Source organism: Enterobacter sp. PGRG2 (genome assembly GCF_030291195.1).
Lineage (GTDB): Bacteria > Pseudomonadota > Gammaproteobacteria > Enterobacterales > Enterobacteriaceae > Enterobacter_D.
This window is the reverse complement of the sequence record NZ_CP127837.1, coordinates 4091523-4109918: the sequence shown is the minus strand read 5'-3', so window position 1 is coordinate 4109918 and position 18396 is coordinate 4091523. Positions and strand designations below refer to the sequence as shown.

General features: G+C 55.9%; 15 protein-coding genes. 13 read left to right on the top strand and 2 right to left on the bottom strand.

The features are described from left to right. The first annotated feature begins 1 nt into the window (after position 1). From nuoE to nuoN, 10 genes are all read left to right on the top strand, one after another. The gene (gene nuoE, locus QRD42_RS18300; protein ID WP_072569205.1) at positions 2-502 is read left to right on the top strand and encodes an NADH-quinone oxidoreductase subunit NuoE; all 501 of its coding nucleotides are present in this window, start codon (positions 2-4) and stop codon (positions 500-502) included. Further along, complete coding sequence (nuoF, locus tag QRD42_RS18295) at positions 499-1836, top strand: NADH-quinone oxidoreductase subunit NuoF (protein ID WP_072569204.1); 1338 nt, start codon at positions 499-501, stop codon at positions 1834-1836. Before nuoE ends, nuoF begins: the two co-directional genes overlap by 4 nt. 85 nt (positions 1837-1921) lie before the next feature. After that, on the top strand, positions 1922-4648 hold the full coding sequence (gene nuoG, locus QRD42_RS18290) for an NADH-quinone oxidoreductase subunit NuoG (protein WP_318362819.1): 2727 nt from the start codon (positions 1922-1924) through the stop codon (positions 4646-4648). Further along, entirely contained in the window at positions 4645-5622 is a 978-nt protein-coding gene (gene nuoH, locus QRD42_RS18285) for an NADH-quinone oxidoreductase subunit NuoH (RefSeq protein ID WP_072569202.1), read from the top strand. The genes nuoG and nuoH overlap by 4 nt, the downstream gene beginning before the upstream one ends. A gap of 14 nt (positions 5623-5636) precedes the next feature. Next, complete coding sequence (gene nuoI / locus QRD42_RS18280; RefSeq protein WP_072569201.1) at positions 5637-6179, top strand: NADH-quinone oxidoreductase subunit NuoI; 543 nt, start codon at positions 5637-5639, stop codon at positions 6177-6179. Positions 6180-6190: 11 nt separating this feature from the next. Then, the gene (gene nuoJ / locus QRD42_RS18275) at positions 6191-6742 is read left to right on the top strand and encodes an NADH-quinone oxidoreductase subunit J (protein ID WP_318362820.1); all 552 of its coding nucleotides are present in this window, start codon (positions 6191-6193) and stop codon (positions 6740-6742) included. Beyond that, positions 6739-7041, top strand: coding sequence for an NADH-quinone oxidoreductase subunit NuoK (gene nuoK / locus QRD42_RS18270; protein ID WP_072569199.1), 303 nt, complete (start codon positions 6739-6741; stop codon positions 7039-7041). Before nuoJ ends, nuoK begins: the two co-directional genes overlap by 4 nt. Beyond that, positions 7038-8879: an NADH-quinone oxidoreductase subunit L gene (gene nuoL, locus QRD42_RS18265; RefSeq protein WP_072569198.1), complete on the top strand. Its 1842-nt coding sequence runs from the start codon at positions 7038-7040 to the stop codon at positions 8877-8879. The genes nuoK and nuoL overlap by 4 nt, the downstream gene beginning before the upstream one ends. A gap of 41 nt (positions 8880-8920) precedes the next feature. After that, a complete protein-coding gene (gene nuoM, locus QRD42_RS18260; RefSeq protein ID WP_072569197.1) occupies positions 8921-10450 on the top strand; it encodes an NADH-quinone oxidoreductase subunit M in 1530 nt (509 codons plus the stop codon). Between the two features lie 6 nt (positions 10451-10456). Continuing rightward, positions 10457-11914 carry an NADH-quinone oxidoreductase subunit NuoN gene (gene nuoN / locus QRD42_RS18255; protein ID WP_318362822.1) on the top strand — a complete coding sequence of 486 codons (1458 nt, stop codon included), beginning with the start codon at positions 10457-10459 and terminating at the stop codon, positions 11912-11914. A 102-nt stretch (positions 11915-12016) separates the two neighbouring features. On the opposite strand, the gene QRD42_RS18250 is transcribed toward nuoN, so the two are convergent. Further along, positions 12017-13024 carry a chemotaxis protein gene (locus QRD42_RS18250; protein WP_072569195.1) on the bottom strand — a complete coding sequence of 336 codons (1008 nt, stop codon included), beginning with the start codon at positions 13022-13024 and terminating at the stop codon, positions 12017-12019. 75 nt (positions 13025-13099) lie between these two features. Next, positions 13100-14017, bottom strand: coding sequence for a ribonuclease Z (gene rnz / locus QRD42_RS18245; protein WP_321987803.1), 918 nt, complete (start codon positions 14015-14017; stop codon positions 13100-13102). A gap of 74 nt (positions 14018-14091) precedes the next feature. Between rnz and QRD42_RS18240 the strand changes: the two genes are divergently transcribed. From QRD42_RS18240 to QRD42_RS18230, 3 genes are all read left to right on the top strand, one after another. Next, complete coding sequence (locus QRD42_RS18240; RefSeq protein ID WP_321987802.1) at positions 14092-14553, top strand: GNAT family N-acetyltransferase; 462 nt, start codon at positions 14092-14094, stop codon at positions 14551-14553. Positions 14554-14606: 53 nt separating this feature from the next. Further along, positions 14607-14909 (top strand): stress response protein ElaB, encoded by a 303-nt coding sequence (gene elaB / locus QRD42_RS18235; RefSeq protein WP_072569192.1) that lies wholly within the window; start codon positions 14607-14609, stop codon positions 14907-14909. Positions 14910-15338: 429 nt separating this feature from the next. Continuing rightward, a partial coding sequence (locus QRD42_RS18230; RefSeq protein WP_415877724.1) for a beta strand repeat-containing protein occupies positions 15339-18396 on the top strand: 3058 nt, incomplete at its 3' end.

Genomic DNA, 18396 nt, shown 5'->3' with positions numbered 1-18396 from the left:
TATGCACGAGAATCAACAACCACAGACCGAGGCTTTCGAGCTGAGTGCCCTCGAGCGCGATGCCATTGAGCACGAGAAGCACCACTACGAAGACCCGCGTGCGGCGTCCATTGAAGCGCTGAAAATCGTTCAGAAACAGCGTGGCTGGGTGCCGGATGGCGCGATCTATGCGATCGCAGAGGTGCTGGATATTCCGGCAAGTGACGTGGAAGGCGTGGCGACGTTCTACAGCCAGATCTTCCGTCAGCCGGTTGGCCGCCATGTGATCCGCTATTGCGACAGCGTAGTGTGTCACATCACCGGCTACCAGGGCATTCAGTCGGCAATTGAGCAGAAGCTCAATATCAAGCCGGGGCAGACGACCTTCGACGGTCGCTTTACGCTGCTGCCGACCTGCTGCCTGGGTAACTGCGACAAAGGCCCGAGCATGATGATTGATGAGGATACTCACAGCCATCTGACGCCGGAGGCGATCCCTGAGCTGCTGGAGCGGTATAAATGAAAAACATTATCCGTACTCCCGAAACCCATCCGCTGACCTGGCGTCTGCGTGATGACAAACAGCCGGTATGGCTTGAAGAATACCAGAGCAAAAATGGCTATGAAGGGGCGCGTAAAGCGCTGACTGGCATGGCGCCGGACGATATCGTTAACGCCGTAAAAGACTCAGGTCTGAAAGGACGCGGCGGCGCGGGCTTCTCCACCGGTCTTAAGTGGAGCCTGATGCCGAAAGACGAATCCATGAACATCCGTTACCTGCTGTGTAATGCCGATGAAATGGAGCCGGGCACCTATAAAGACCGCCTGCTGATGGAGCAACTGCCGCACCTGCTGGTGGAAGGCATGCTCATTTCCGCGTTCGCGCTGAAAGCATACCGTGGCTACATCTTCCTGCGTGGCGAATACATCGAAGCAGCCGTGCACCTGCGCCGTGCGATTGCCGAAGCGACCGAAGCCGGTCTGCTTGGCAAAAACATTCTGGGCAGCGGTTTTGACTTCGAACTTTTCGTGCACACCGGGGCAGGGCGTTACATTTGCGGTGAAGAAACCGCGCTGATTAACTCCCTTGAAGGCCGCCGCGCGAACCCGCGTTCCAAGCCGCCGTTCCCGGCAAGCTCCGGCGTATGGGGTAAACCGACCTGCGTTAACAACGTTGAAACGCTGTGTAACGTACCGGCTATCCTCGCGAACGGCGTGGAGTGGTATCAGGGCATCTCGACCAGCAAAGATGCCGGCACCAAACTGATGGGCTTCTCCGGCCGCGTGAAAAATCCGGGCGTGTGGGAACTACCGTTCGGCACCACCGCGCGTGAAATTCTCGAAGATTACGCGGGCGGCATGCGCGATGGCCTGAAATTCAAAGCCTGGCAGCCGGGCGGCGCGGGAACTGACTTCTTAACCGAAGCGCATCTCGATCTGCCAATGGAATTCGAAAGCATCGGCAAAGCGGGCAGCCGTTTAGGTACGGCGCTGGCGATGGCGGTGGATCACGAGATCGGCATGGTTGGCCTGGTGCGTAACCTGGAAGAGTTCTTTGCCCGTGAGTCCTGTGGCTGGTGTACGCCGTGCCGCGATGGTCTGCCATGGAGCGTGAAAATTCTGCGTGCCATTGAGCGTGGCGAAGGCCAGCCAGGGGATATCGAGACACTTGAGCAACTGTGTCGTTTCCTCGGGCCGGGTAAAACCTTCTGCGCACACGCGCCGGGCGCGGTTGAACCGCTGCAAAGCGCGATTAAATATTTCCGCGAAGAATTCGAAGCTGGCATCAAACAGCCGTTCAGCAATACCCATGCAATCAACGGTATTCAGCCGAACCTGTTGAAAGCCCGCTGGTGAAGCCCACAAGTTCATTCAGGCAGCCAACGCAGAGGCAGCCTGAATGAGGAAGTGGTAACGATTTTTTTAATTTGGAAGCATGCTAATGGCTACGATCCATGTAGACGGCAAAGATTACGAGGTCAACGGGGCGGACAACCTGCTACAGGCATGTCTCTCGTTAGGTCTTGATATTCCGTATTTTTGCTGGCATCCGGCGCTGGGTAGCGTGGGTGCTTGCCGCCAGTGTGCGGTAAAGCAGTATCAGAACGCGGAAGACACGCGCGGCCGCCTGGTCATGTCCTGTATGACACCGGCCACCGATAATACCTTTATTTCTATTGACGACGCAGAAGCGAAACAGTTCCGCGAAAGCGTGGTGGAGTGGTTAATGACTAACCACCCGCACGACTGCCCGGTCTGTGAAGAGGGCGGTAACTGCCACCTTCAGGATATGACCGTAATGACCGGTCACAGCTTCCGTCGCTACCGTTTCACCAAGCGTACCCACCGCAACCAGGATCTGGGGCCGTTCATCTCCCATGAAATGAACCGCTGCATCGCCTGCTACCGCTGCGTGCGTTACTACAAAGACTATGCTGACGGCACCGACCTGGGTGTGTACGGCGCGCACGACAACGTCTATTTCGGTCGCCCGGAAGACGGCGTGCTGGAAAGCGAATTCTCCGGCAACCTGGTGGAAATCTGCCCGACCGGCGTGTTCACCGATAAAACGCACTCCGAGCGTTATAACCGTAAATGGGACATGCAGTTTGCGCCGAGCATCTGCCAGCAATGTTCTCTCGGCTGTAACACCAGCCCGGGCGAGCGTTACGGCGAATTGCGTCGCATCGAAAACCGTTACAACGGTACCGTTAACCACTACTTCCTCTGCGACCGCGGTCGTTTTGGCTATGGCTATGTAAACCTGAAAGACCGTCCGCGTCAGCCGGTTCAGCGTCGTGGCGACGATCTGATCACCCTCAACGCTGAACAGGCGATGCAGGGCGCGGCGGATATTCTGCGTCAATCGAAGAAAGTGATCGGTATCGGTTCCCCGCGCGCCAGCGTGGAAAGCAACTTTGCGCTGCGTGAACTGGTAGGAGCGGAAAACTTCTATACCGGTATCGCCAGCGGCGAGCAGGAACGTCTGGAGCTGATGCTGAAAGTGCTGCGCGAAAGCGGCATCCATACCCCGGCGCTGCGCGACATCGAATCCTACGATGCCGTGCTGGTGCTGGGCGAAGACATTACCCAGACCGGCGCCCGCGTCGCGCTGGCTGTCCGCCAGGCCGTGAAAGGGAAAGCCCGTGAAATGGCCGCCGCGCAGAAAGTCGCGGACTGGCAGATCGCCGCTATCCTCAACATCGGTCAGCGTGCCAAACACCCGCTGTTTGTCACCAACGTTGACAGCACCCGTATGGACGACATCGCTGCCTGGACCTATCGCGCGCCGGTTGAAGATCAGGCACGTTTGGGCTTTGCCATTGCTAATGCCCTCGACGCCAGCGCACCGGCCGTCGAAGGCATCGATCGCGATCTGCAAAACAAGATCGACGTGATCGTCTCGGCGCTGGCCAGCGCGAAAAAACCGCTGATTATTTCCGGTACTAACGCCGGCAGTACGGCGGTTATTCAGGCCGCCGCTAACGTCGCCAAAGCGCTGAAAGGCCGTGGCGCAGACGTCGGCGTGACCATGATTGCCCGTGCAGTGAACAGCGTCGGCCTCGGTATGATCGGCGGCGGCTCGCTGGACGACGCCCTGACCGAACTGGAAACCGGTCGTGCTGATGCAGTGGTGATCCTGGAAAACGATCTGCACCGTCATGCTTCAGCCGCCCGCGTTGACGCCGCGCTCTCCCGCGCGCCGCTGGTGATGGTTATCGACCATCAGCGCACGGCGATCATGGACAAAGCGCACCTGGTGCTCTCTACCGCCAGCTTCGCCGAAAGCGACGGTACGGTGATCAACAACGAAGGCCGCGCACAGCGTTTCTTCCAGGTTTACGATCCGTCTTACTACGACCGCAACGCCATCATGCTGGAAAGCTGGCGCTGGCTGCACTCGCTGCACAGCACCGTGCAGAGCCGCGAAGTGGACTGGACGCAGCTCGATCACGTGATCGACGCCGCGGTTGCGGCGCTGCCGCAGCTGGCCGGTATTAAAGATGCCGCGCCGGATGCCAGCTTCCGTATTCGTGGTCAGAAACTGGCCCGTGAACCGCATCGTTACAGTGGCCGTACCGCCATGCGCGCCAACATCAGCGTGCATGAACCGCGTCAGCCGCAGGACAAAGACACCATGTTTGCCTTCTCTATGGAAGGGAACAACCAGCCGTCCGCGCCGCGCTCGCAAATTCCGTTTGCCTGGGCGCCGGGCTGGAACTCCCCGCAGGCATGGAACAAGTTCCAGGCCGAAGTGGGCGGCAAACTGCGTCATGGCGATCCGGGCGTACGTCTGATCGAAGCCTCTGACAGCGCGCTGGATTATTTCGATCACGTACCGGCTGGTTTCCAGGCGGAAGAGGGGAAATGGCGTGTTGCGCCTTACTACCATCTGTTCGGCAGTGACGAAATGTCCCAGCGTTCACCGGTCTTCCAGCAACGTATGCCGCAGCCGTACATTGCGCTTAATCCGGCAGACGCCGCGAAACTGGGCGTGAATGCCGGTGCGAAACTTGCCTTCAGCTATGAAGGTCAGACGGTCAGCTTACCGCTGGTGATTTCTGAAGGACTGACGGCAGGGCAGGTCGGCTTGCCGATGGGTATGCCGGGCATCGCGCCGGTACTGGCAGGCGCACGCGTTGAGGATCTGCAGGAGGCACAGCAATGAGTTGGTTTACCCCGGAGTTGATTGACATCCTGCTCAGCATTCTCAAAGCGGTGGTTATTCTGCTGGTTGTGGTGACCTGCGGCGCGTTCATGAGTTTCGGTGAACGCCGTCTGCTGGGCCTGTTCCAGAACCGTTACGGACCGAACCGCGTAGGCTGGGGTGGCTCACTCCAGCTGGTCGCGGATATGATCAAGATGTTCTTCAAAGAGGACTGGGTACCGAAATTCACCGACCGTGTGATTTTCACCCTGGCCCCGATGATCGCCTTCACCTCGCTGCTGCTGGCCTTTGCCATTGTGCCGGTCAGCCCGTCGTGGGTGGTGGCGGATCTGAATATCGGCATCCTGTTCTTCCTGATGATGGCAGGCCTCGCGGTGTACGCGGTGCTGTTCGCCGGCTGGTCGAGCAACAACAAATACTCGCTGCTCGGCGCGATGCGTGCGTCTGCGCAAACCCTGAGCTACGAAGTGTTCCTGGGTCTTTCCCTGATGGGCGTGGTGGCGCAGGCCGGTTCATTTAATATGACCGACATCGTCAACAACCAGGCCGACATCTGGAACGTGATCCCGCAGTTCTTCGGGTTTATCACCTTTGCTATCGCGGGCGTGGCAGTGTGTCACCGTCACCCGTTTGACCAGCCGGAAGCCGAGCAGGAACTGGCCGACGGTTATCACATTGAATATTCCGGTATGAAATTCGGTCTGTTCTTTGTGGGCGAGTACATCGGTATCGTCACCATTTCCGCGCTGATGGTTACCCTGTTCTTCGGTGGCTGGCATGGCCCGTTCTTACCGCCCTTCATCTGGTTCGCACTGAAAACCGCGTTCTTCATGATGATGTTCATTTTGATCCGCGCAGCATTGCCTCGTCCGCGTTATGACCAGGTGATGTCCTTCGGCTGGAAAGTTTGCCTGCCGCTGACGCTACTCAACTTGCTGGGCACCGCGGCTGTCATTCTCTGGCAGGCGCAATAAGGGGTGAAAAGACCATGACTTTAAAAGAAATAATTGTGGGCTTCGGCACCCAGGTTCGCAGTATCTGGATGATCGGCCTGCACGCGTTCGCCAAACGCGAAACGCGTATGTACCCGGAAGAGCCGGTTTATCTGGCGCCTCGTTACCGTGGCCGTATCGTGCTGACGCGCGATCCGGACGGTGCCGAGCGCTGCGTAGCCTGTAACCTGTGCGCGGTTGCCTGCCCGGTTGGCTGTATTTCCCTGCAAAAAGCAGAGACGAAAGACGGCCGCTGGTATCCGGAGTTTTTCCGCATTAACTTCTCACGCTGCATTTTCTGCGGCATGTGCGAAGAGGCCTGCCCGACGACGGCGATCCAGTTAACGCCGGACTTCGAGCTTGGCGAGTTCAAGCGTCAGGATTTGGTCTACGAAAAAGAGGATCTGCTGATCTCCGGTCCGGGCAAATACCCGGAATATAACTACTACCGGATGGCAGGTATGGCAATCGACGGCAAAGATAAAGGTGAAGCGGAAAACGAAGCCAAACCTATCGACGTCAAAGGCCTGTTACCGTAAGGAGAGGGGCAATGGAGTTCGCTTTTTATATCTGTGGCCTGGTTGCCATCCTGACGACGCTGCGGGTGATAACCCACACCAATCCGGTGCATGCGCTGCTGTACCTGATTATCTCCCTGCTGGCGATTGCCGGGGTCTTCTTCTCCTTAGGCGCCTATTTTGCGGGCGCCCTGGAAATCATCGTCTACGCCGGGGCCATTATGGTGCTGTTCGTATTCGTGGTGATGATGCTGAACCTCGGCGGCGCTGAAATCGAGCAGGAACGTCAGTGGCTGAAACCGCAAATCTGGATTGGCCCTGGCGCGTTGTCAGCCATCCTGCTGGCGGTGATGATCTACGCCATTCTCGGCGTCAACGACCAGGGCATCGACGGGACGCCAATCAGCGCGAAAGCGGTGGGCATTACCCTGTTCGGGCCATACGTTCTGGCGGTTGAACTGGCGTCCATGCTGCTGCTGGCGGGTCTGGTCGTCGCCTTCCACGTGGGGCGTGAAGAACGCGCGGGCGAAGTGCTCAGCAACCGTCCTGGCGATGCGAAAAGAAAAACGGAGGAGCACGCATGATCCCCTTACAACATGGACTGATCCTCGCCGCGATACTGTTTGTACTCGGTCTGACCGGTCTGGTTATCCGACGCAATCTGCTGTTTATGCTGATTGGGCTGGAAATCATGATTAACGCGGCGGCGCTGGCTTTTGTCGTCGCCGGTAGCTACTGGGGCCAGACCGATGGTCAGGTGATGTATATCCTCGCCATCAGCCTTGCGGCAGCAGAAGCCAGTATTGGTCTTGCGCTGTTACTGCAACTGCATCGCCGTCGCCAGAGCCTGAATATCGATTCAGTAAGTGAGTTGCGTGGATGAACATGCTTGCCTTAACCATTATTTTGCCATTGATTGGCTTTTTACTGCTCTCCTTCTCCCGCGGTCGCTGGTCGGAAAACCTCTCCGCCGCGGTTGGAATGGGTTCAGTCGGTCTGGCGGCGCTGGTGACCGCCATTGTCGGCTTCGACTTTTTTAATAACGGTCAACAGGCGTACAGCCAGCCGTTGTGGACCTGGATGTCGGTGGGCGATTTCAACATCGGCTTTAACCTGGTGCTGGATGGCCTGTCGCTGACCATGCTTTCCGTGGTGACCGGCGTTGGCTTCCTGATCCACATGTTTGCCTCCTGGTACATGCGCGGCGAAGAGGGCTACTCCCGCTTCTTCGCCTACACCAACCTGTTCATCGCGAGCATGGTGGTGCTGGTACTGGCGGACAACCTGCTGCTGATGTATCTCGGCTGGGAAGGCGTGGGCCTGTGCTCCTATCTGCTGATCGGTTTCTACTACACCGATCCGAAGAATGGCGCGGCGGCGATGAAAGCCTTCGTGGTGACCCGCGTCGGCGACGTGTTCCTGGCCTTCGCGCTGTTCATTCTTTATAACGAACTGGGTACGCTCAACTTCCGCGAAATGGTGGAACTGGCACCGGCGCACTTCGAGGCTGGCAATAATATGCTGACCTGGGCGACGCTGATGCTGCTGGGCGGTGCGGTCGGTAAATCGGCACAGCTGCCGTTGCAGACCTGGCTTGCTGACGCGATGGCGGGTCCGACTCCGGTTTCCGCGCTGATCCACGCCGCGACCATGGTGACTGCCGGTGTCTACCTGATTGCCCGTACGCATGGTCTGTTCCTGATGACCCCGGAAATCCTGCATCTGGTGGGGATTGTCGGTGCCGTCACTCTGGTGCTGGCAGGCTTTGCCGCGCTGGTGCAAACGGACATCAAACGTGTACTCGCTTACTCCACCATGAGCCAGATTGGCTACATGTTCCTGGCGCTCGGCGTACAGGCGTGGGATGCGGCGATTTTCCATCTGATGACCCATGCGTTCTTTAAAGCGCTGCTGTTCCTCTCGTCCGGTTCGGTGATCCTTGCCTGCCATCATGAGCAGAACATCTTCAAAATGGGTGGCCTGCGTAAGTCTATTCCGCTGGTGTATGTCTGCTTCCTGGTGGGTGGCGCGGCGCTTTCCGCACTGCCGCTGATCACCGCAGGCTTCTTCAGTAAGGATGAAATCCTCGCGGGTGCCATGGCGAACGGACACATGAATCTGATGGTGGCAGGCCTGGCGGGCGCATTTATGACCTCGCTGTATACCTTCCGCATGATTTTCATCGTCTTCCACGGTAAAGAACAAATTCACGCACACGCAGGGAAGGGGATTACCCACCATCTGCCGCTGATTGTTCTGCTGGTGCTCTCCACCTTTGTGGGCGCGATGATCGTGCCGCCGTTGCAGGGTGTTCTGCCGGAAACCACCGAGCTTGAGCATGGCAGCGTGATGACGCTGGAAATCGCATCGGGCGTGATCGCCATTGCCGGGATCCTGATTGCCGCCTGGCTGTGGCTTGGCAAGCGCACTCTGGTGACCTCCATCGCCAACAGCGCGCCGGGCCGTCTGCTGGGTACCTGGTGGTACAACGCCTGGGGCTTCGACTGGCTGTATGACAAAATTTTCGTAAAACCATTCCTGGGTATCGCCTGGCTTATCAAGCGTGACCCGCTGAATGCGTTGATGAACATCCCGGCTATCCTCTCCCGCCTGGCGGGTAAAGGTCTGCTGTTTAGCGAGAACGGCTATCTGCGCTGGTATGTGGCATCCATGAGCATCGGTGCGGTGGTCGTCCTCGCGCTGTTGATGGTATTGCGTTGATTTTTTGTGAAGTGTTTAGAATATAAGGGACATACGCAGCTATGTTATTACCCTGGTTAATACTTATCCCGTTTATTGGCGGCTTCCTGTGCTGGCAGACCGAACGCTTCGGCGTGAAGATGCCGCGCTGGATCGCGCTGGTCACAATGGGACTGACGCTGGCGCTTTCCCTGCAACTGTGGTTGCAGGGCGGCTACTCTCTGACCCAATCGGCTGGTTTACCGCAGTGGCAGTCTGAATTCCTGCTGCCGTGGATCCCACGCTTTGGCATCAGCATTCACCTGGCGCTGGATGGCCTGTCACTGCTGATGGTGGTGCTGACCGGATTCCTCGGCGTGCTGGCGGTACTCTGCTCCTGGCGCGAAATCGAGAAATATCAGGGCTTCTTCCATCTGAACCTGATGTGGATCCTGGGCGGCGTTATCGGCGTGTTCCTTGCCATCGACATGTTCCTGTTCTTCTTTTTCTGGGAAATGATGCTGGTGCCGATGTACTTCCTGATCGCACTGTGGGGCCATAAAGCCTCCGACGGGAAGACGCGTATCACGGCCGCGACCAAGTTCTTCATCTATACCCAGGCGAGCGGTCTGGTGATGTTAATCGCCATCCTGGCGCTGGTGTTCGTGCACTACAACGCCACCGGCGTCTGGACCTTCAGCTACGAGCAGCTGCTCAAGACGCCGATGTCCCATGGCGTTGAATATCTGCTGATGCTGGGCTTCTTCATTGCCTTCGCGGTGAAAATGCCGGTAGTACCGCTGCACGGCTGGTTGCCGGACGCGCACTCCCAGGCGCCAACCGCAGGTTCTGTTGACCTCGCGGGGATCCTGCTGAAAACCGCGGCCTATGGTCTGCTGCGCTTCTCGCTGCCGCTGTTCCCGAATGCCTCCGCCGAATTCGCGCCCATTGCCATGTGGCTGGGTGTGATTGGCATCTTCTACGGCGCATGGATGGCATTCGCACAGACCGACATCAAACGTCTGATTGCTTACACCTCCGTTTCGCACATGGGCTTCGTGCTGATCGCGATCTACACCGGTAGCCAGCTGGCGTTCCAGGGCGCGGTGATCCAGATGATTGCGCACGGTCTGTCTGCCGCCGGTATGTTTATTATCTGCGGTCAGATGTACGAACGTCTGCATACCCGTGATATGCGTATGATGGGCGGCCTGTGGAGCAAAATTAAATGGCTGCCAGCGCTGTCGATGTTCTTTGCCGTGGCGACTCTCGGGATGCCGGGCACCGGTAACTTCGTCGGTGAATTCATGATCCTGTTCGGCAGCTATCAGGTTGTGCCGGTGATCACTGTGATTTCGACCTTCGGTCTGGTCTTCGCGTCAGTTTACTCGCTGGCGATGCTGCACCGTGCATTCTTCGGTCAAGCGAAGAGTGAGATCGCAAGTAAAGAACTGCCGGGAATGTCACTGCGCGAGCTGTTTATCATTCTGTTGCTGGTCGTGCTTCTGGTACTGCTTGGCTTCTATCCGCAGCCGATTCTGGATACCTCGCATTCCGCGATGAGTAATATCCAGCAGTGGTTTGTTAATTCCGTTTCTACTACAAGGCCGTAAATCGCCATGACAATAACTCCACAACACCTGATTGCGCTGCTACCGCTGCTGATCGTCGGATTGACGGTGGTGGTTGTGATGCTCTCCATTGCGTGGCGACGCAACCACTTTACCAATGCCACGCTGTCGGTCATTGGGCTTAACGCCGCGTTAGTGTCGCTCTGGTTTGTTGGCCAGGCGGGCGCCATGGATGTCACGCCGCTGATGCGCGTAGACGGTTACGCAATGTTCTACACCGGCCTTGTGCTGCTGGCGAGCCTCGCAACCTGTACCTTCGCGTATCCGTGGCTTGAGGGCTACTACGACAACAAAGAAGAGTTTTACCTGCTGGTGCTGATTGCCGCCCTGGGTGGCATTCTGCTGGCGAACGCTAACCATATGGCTTCGCTGTTCCTCGGTATCGAGCTTATCTCGCTGCCGCTGTTCGGCCTGGTGGGTTATGCCTTCCGTCAGAAACGCTCGCTGGAAGCCAGTATCAAATACACCATTCTGTCTGCCGCCGCCTCGTCGTTCCTGCTGTTCGGCATCGCGCTGGTATATGCGCAGACGGGCAACCTGTCGTTCCCTGGCCTCGGTAAGAGCCTGGGTGACGGCATGCTGCACCAGCCGCTGCTGCTGGCGGGTCTGGGTATGATGATCGTCGGTCTGGGCTTCAAGCTGTCGCTGGTGCCGTTCCATCTGTGGACGCCAGACGTTTACCAGGGTGCGCCTGCTCCGGTTTCCACCTTCCTGGCAACCGCCAGCAAAATCGCCATCTTTGGCGTGGTGATGCGTCTGTTCCTGTATGCGCCGGTGGGCGACAGCGAAGCGGTTCGCATGGTGCTGGGTATTATCGCCGCGGCTTCCATCATCTTCGGCAACCTGATGGCGCTGAGCCAGAGCAATATCAAGCGTCTGCTTGGTTACTCCTCTATCTCACACCTCGGCTACCTGCTGGTGGCGCTGATTGCGCTGCAAAGCGGTCAGATGTCGATGGAAACGGTGGGCGTGTATCTGGCCGGTTACCTGTTCAGCAGCCTCGGCGCGTTCGGCGTGGTGAGCCTGATGTCCAGCCCGTACCGTGGCCCGGACGCGGATTCCCTGTACTCCTATCGTGGTCTGTTCTGGCACCGTCCGGTTCTGTCTGCGGTGATGACGGTGATGATGCTGTCGCTGGCGGGGATCCCGATGACCCTTGGCTTTATCGGTAAATTCTACGTGCTGGCCGTCGGTGTACAGGCGAACCTGTGGTGGCTGACCGCTGCCGTGGTGCTTGGCTCTGCGATTGGTCTTTACTACTACCTGCGCGTGGCCGTGAGCCTGTATCTGAACGCCCCGCAGCAGCTGAACCGCGATGCGCCGTCTAATTGGCAGTACAGCGCAGGCGGTATCGTGGTGCTGATCTCCGCGTTGCTGGTACTGCTGTTGGGTGTCTACCCGCAGCCGCTGATCGACATCGTGCAGCTCGCGAAGCCGTTAATGTAAGCGCGTTAGCCCATAAAAAAACCGCCGATGATTCGGCGGTTTTTTTTCGTCTTCTTAAAAAAATACCGGGTAAGCATAAGCGCCACCCGGCAACCATCCATCTTACACAAACTGCTTATGGCTAATCAGCGGCCCGCTGACGTGTTGCGTGGCGCGATCCAGCACTTCCTGGATCACCGCGGAAAGCTCATTGATTTCAAACTTGGCGACGTAGCCATCGGCCTGCACTTTACGCACATGATCTTCGTTCGCGCTGCCGGACAGCGACGAGTGGATCACCACCGGAATATGCTTCAGACGCTCATCGGTTTTGATTTTGCGCGTCAGGGTGAAGCCGTCCATTTCCGGCATTTCCAGATCGGTCAGCACCATCGAAATCTTATCGCTAATCGGCACGCCTTCCGCTTCCGCCTGCTGCGCCAGCACCTGAATGCGCTCCCACGCATCTTTACCGGTGATGTGCATAGTGTTCGGAATGTTCATGGATTCCAGGCCTTTTTCCAGCATGGCGCGCGCCACTTTGGAATCTTCGGCGACAATGGCCACCGCACCCGGCTTCATGTTGAACTTTTTGGTGTTCTCCAGATTTTTGGCATGCAGATCGTGGTCCGGCGGCGTAATGTCATAAAGGATCTGCTCAACATCCAGCACCAGCGCCAGATTATTGGAATCCTGCTCATCGTCGAGACAGGCGATACTGGTGATGTAGCGACCATTAACGGCTTTCTCAGCCGTGTGCACCTGTTTCCAGTCCAGACGAATAATGTTCTCCACTGACTCGACGGCAAACGCCTGTACGCTACGGGCGTACTCGGTGATGAGCAGAATATTCAGTCCGGTAGTGGGTTTGCAGCCCGCCACCGCCGTCAAATCAATCACCGGAATGATTTGATCGCGGATATTCACCATTCCCATCATCGGCGGCTTCATCCCGGCAGGGCGGGTGAAGGTGGGCATGGGCACAATTTCACGCAGTTTGAAAACGTTTATGCCAAAGAGCTCTGACTTCGCGTCATGCACCGACGCGCCAAGACGGAACAGCAAAAGCTCAAAGCGGTTGGACAGGGTAAGATTAGCCCTGTCATCAATATCTTTCTGGAAACTATCCATCGTGCCCTCGGAGTGGAATGCGTGCGTTAACACTGTTATCGGCACGCCGGGGGAAAAATGGAGGAACGTTTTACATCAAACTGTGATGACAACGAAATCTTCAGCCAGAATACTCTCGGGGAAGATGGCCCGGCATTCCTCCACCAGCTTCTGGCTGCTGACGGCGTCGTAGCGTGAACTGATATGCGTCATCACCAGCCGTCCGGCATTGGCGTCACGGGCCAGCTGCGCCGCCTGACGCGTGGAGCTGTGACCACGGCTGTTGGCTTTTGCCTCCATTGCCGCCTCCAGCGTGGTTTCATGCACCATCAGATCCACATCCTGCGCCAGGTCACGCGTGGCAGGGCAGGGGGCGGTATCGCCAAAAATCGCCAGCTTTTTACCCGGCGTAGCAGGGGAGAGATAATCCTGGCCGTCGATCACACGCCCGTCATCCAGCGTTATCCGTTCTCCGGCTTTCAGACGCTGAAACAGCGGGCCGGGCGCGACGCCTGCATCCCGAAGCGCACGGGCATCCAGCGCGCCGGGCTTATCGTGCTCTTCGATACGGTAACCGTAACACTCCAGCGGATGATCCAGCGGATAAGCGGTCACGCGGCGTAACCCGTCATCAATGACTTCGCCTGCGCTTATCTCAACAACGCTCAGCGGGTAATCCGTCCAGGTGCCGCTCAGACGCAGCGTGGTTTCAATAAACTCGCGGATGCCCTTCGGGCCGTATACCGTCAGCGGTTGAGTAATGCCTGCCATCGAACGGCTGCAAATCAGCCCCGGCAGGCCAAACAGGTGATCGCCATGCAGATGAGTAAGAAAAATTTTCTCAATCTTGCCGGGATGATACGGGGTTTTCATCAGTTGATGCTGTGTACCTTCGCCGCAGTCAAACAGCCACAGCGCGGGCTGCGTTGGGTGTTGCAGGTTCAACAACAGCGCGCTAACGTTTCGTGAGCGCGACGGCACCCCCGCCGAGGTGCCAAGAAAGAGAAGTTCCATATGTGCGTTACGCCCTTTCCGGAAGATGAAAAGCCATTAGTATAGCGAGAGGCGAATCAATTAAGGAGAGCACCATGATCCACTGGCAAGATCTGCACCACAGCGAACTGAGCGTCAGCGCGCTTTACGAATTACTCAAATTACGCTGCGAAGTGTTTGTGGTGGAGCAAAACTGCGTCTATCAGGATGTAGACGGTGAAGATCTGAACGGGGAGAATCGCCATCTGCTCGGCTGGCGCGATAACCAGCTGGTGGCGTATGCGAGGATTCTGAAAAATGAGGATGATTTCGCCCCGGTAGTGATTGGCCGGGTCATCGTCAGCCCACAGGTCAGGGGGGAGAAACTGGGTTATCAGTTGATGGATCGGGCGGTTGCCAGTTGTCAGCTAAACTGGCCGCAGCACGCGATATATCTGGGTGCGCAGGCTCATTTGCAATCTTTCTATGCCCATTTTGGCTTCCGGCCGGTGACCGATATTTATGACGAAGACGGTATCCCGCACATCGGTATGGCGCGAGAAGTTAGTCAGGCGTAACCGCAGGTCATTGACTATAGTTAGCAAACCAGTGCAAAACATGGAGAAAACAAATGACTAACCAATTCACAGAAACACGCGTTGACGACGACCTGACCCTGCTGAGCGAAACGCTGGAAGAGGTGTTACGTTCCTCCGGCGATCCTGCTGACCAGAAATATATCGAACTGAAAGCACGCGCCGAACAAGCGCTGCACGACGTGAAGTCCCGCGTGAGCCAGGCTTCCGACAACTACTACATGCGCGCCAAGCAGGTTGCCTACCGTGCAGATGATTACGTGCATGAAAAACCGTGGCAGGGCGTAGGTATCGGCGCTGCCGCAGGTCTGGTGCTGGGTCTGCTACTGCGCCGCTAATTAATTTTTCACATTAGTTCGCTAATGTTAGCAGCCTCCTGTTCAGGAGGCTGTTTTGTTTTACCTGTCTTATAAGTTTAATCTTATTTATTAATGGATATATTAATAAAAGATATCTCCGCATAAAAATAAATATTCTCATGGCTTAATTTATTATTTTGGTGAATGGTTTTTGCTTTTTTATATTTTTTGAGTGAATGTGTTTCACAAAATGAATAAAATTGCCTAAGATTTTCCTCCAAATTCAATTCTAACTAATTCAATCGGTTATCCTTAATTAATATTCTTTTAATTAAATTGTCCTTGAATAAAAATCAACTTTACCCTATAAAACCGGCGAAAATTGTATTTAATGTTCTCTCCTGACGACGCTATCGTGTCCGTCTGACATTGTTGATATTGACTCTTGTTGAATAAGGAATATTCATCATGCAAAAAAAATCCGTATTATCCCTCTGTATAGCGATGGCGCTGAGCGGCAATAGTTATGCCGGAACAGATCTGAGCGAAAAAGAACGCAAGTCGCAGGCGTGTCCGGCAAATATCAGCGCGCTGAGCGAAGCCCAAAAAGCAAAACTGCCTCCTGAATGCCTCAAAGAGCCCTCTTTTCTGGAAGAACAGTGGGAATGGGTTGCCGGAGGCGTGGCTGCTGTCGCGGCGGCAGTCGGCCTGGCTGCGGGCGGTGGTGGCGGTGGTGATGGTGGTGATAGCGGGGATGGCGGCTCTTCCACGCCGACTGGCGATATTATCAAAACCTACAGCAACGGCGTAACCTGGAACGAAACTAAAAAAACGGTGGCCTTTGCGGGTATTACCTGGAATTACACCGCCAATCAGAACGGTACTTACACCCTGACCGATCCGGCTACCGGCAAAACCATTGTGCTGGATAAATGGGCTCTGGATGAGGCCAGCAATGCCGTCACCATGAAAGGCACCTCTGCGGATGGCAGCAAGGTCTGGTATCTGGATATCACCGGTGAAATCAATTTCACTGATGCCGTGAACTGGCATGAAGGCAACAATAACAAGATCGATACAAACGGCGGCACGGCCTCAGGCGAGGGTAATAACGGCTCTATTACCATCGGTGACGATAACACCATCAATAATAACGGCGACACCAACGGTAACGATGGCGGCACCGGCACAAAAGTCGATGGCGACGGCAACACCATCGATAATAACGGCAACAATAGCGGCACCAATGGCGGCACCGGCACCGAAGTGGATGGTGACGGCAACGCTATTGATAACCACGGCACCAATACCGGCGACGGCGAAGGTTCCACCGGTACTGATGTTGATGGCAACGGCAATACCGTTGATAACGGCGGCGATAACAGCGGYACCAAYGGCGGCACCGGKACTGACGTTAACGGCGACACCAACGACATCAATAACGATGGCAACAACAGCGGCACCRRYGGCGGCACCGGCACCRATGTAGACGGCAAYGGCAACACCATTGACAACAACGGTGACAACACCGGYGAYGGCACAGGTTCCACCGGTACTGACGTYGACGGTAACGACAACACCATCAATAACAAYGGCAACAACAGCGGGATTAATGATGGTACCGGTACTGATGCCACAGGTGATAACAACGACATCAATAACAACGGTAACAACAGCGGCACCGGCGGCGGCACCGGCACCAAAGTGGACGGTGACGGCAACACCATTGATAACAAAGGCACCAACACCGGCGACGGCGAAGGTTCCACCGGTACTGATGTAGACGGCAACGGTAACGCCATCAACAAYGGCGGCGAGAGCAGCGGYACCAAYGGCGGCACCGGCACCGATGTAGACGGCAATGGCAACACCATTGACAACAACGGTGACAACACCGGCGATGGCACAGGTTCCACCGGTACTGACGTTGACGGTAACGACAACACCATCAATAACAACGGCAACAACAGCGGGATTAATGATGGTACCGGTACTGATGCCACAGGTGATAACAACGACATCAATAACAACGGTAACAACAGCGGCACCGGCGGCGGCACCGGCACCAAAGTGGACGGTGACGGCAACACCATTGATAACAAAGGCACCAACACCGGCGACGGCGAAGGTTCCACCGGTACTGATGTAGACGGCAACGGTAACGCCATCAACAATGGCGGCGAGAGCAGCGGYACCAAYGGCGGCACCGGYACCAATGTAGACGGCAACGGCAACACCATTGACAACAACGGTGACAACACCGGTGACGGCACAGGTTCCACCGGTACTGACGTCGACGGTAACGACAACACCATCAATAACAATGGCAACAACAGCGGGATTAATGATGGTACCGGTACTGATGTCACGGGTGATAATAACGACATCAATAACAATGGCGGCAACAACGGCGCAAACGGCGGCACCGGCACCAAAGTAGACGGCAATGGCAACACCATTGATAACACCGGCGGCAGCACCGCGACGGATGGCGGCACCGGCACCAAAGTGAATGGTGATGACAACATCATCAATTCTGGCGATTTAGACGTGTCCAGCACCGACAGCGCCAAACCTTCCACCGGGGTTGATGTTGCAGGTAACAACAACCAGATCAACCAGATGGGCAAGATGACGGTCGGCGATTTCTCCACCGGCATTAACGTAGAAGGTAATGGCAATACCCTTAATCTTGATTCACCGGATATGAGCATCACCGGGCAGCAGGCCACCGGCGCTAATGTTACAGGCGAGTCCAACACCGTCAAGCTGACCGGCAATATGGTGGTCAATAAAGATCAAAAATCACCACTGGCGGCAGATAACTTCTACAAAACTTCCACAGGGATTAACGTCAGCGGCAGTAATAACACTGTCGTGCTGGACGGTCATTTACAGGTGGTTGTCGATAGCGAAGATGCTGGCAGAAATTATGCCAATAACAGCGGCTCGATGGAGTTAATACAGGGCGCCACCGTAACGGGTGACAATAACCGTGTTGACATCATGAAAGGCATCGAGTTAACGGGTGAGAAAGACCAGCTGGACGATGCGGATAAAACCGCTAACCAGAGAACCGGCACCAGTGATGCCTCGGTTGTAACTGTTGATGGAAAATCTTCGGTCTACGTGCATGGCGATTCGTCTGTTAATGGCTATTTCCCCGTGGGTATCAACAACGTTATTAGCGTTAAAAATGGTGGCTATCTTGAATTCACCGAAGGCTCGACTTTCAGTACTTCCGGTGTAGAAGAAGTCAGCGACTATAACTATGACATGCATGTAAGCCAGGCTTTCACTGCAAAATCCGGTTCCACCATTGCTAACAAAGGTGAAATGTCTATTTCAGACATGACCGCCTTTGAAGCAAAAGATAAAGGTTCGAAAGTCGTTAATAACGGTCGCCTGGAGATGGTTCGCTCTGAACTCTCCACCGATCGTACGGCGCTGCGAGGCATTTCTGTAAGAAACGGAGCCACGGGTGTTAACCAGGGGGTAATGACAGGTAAGACGGTTTATCAGGGAA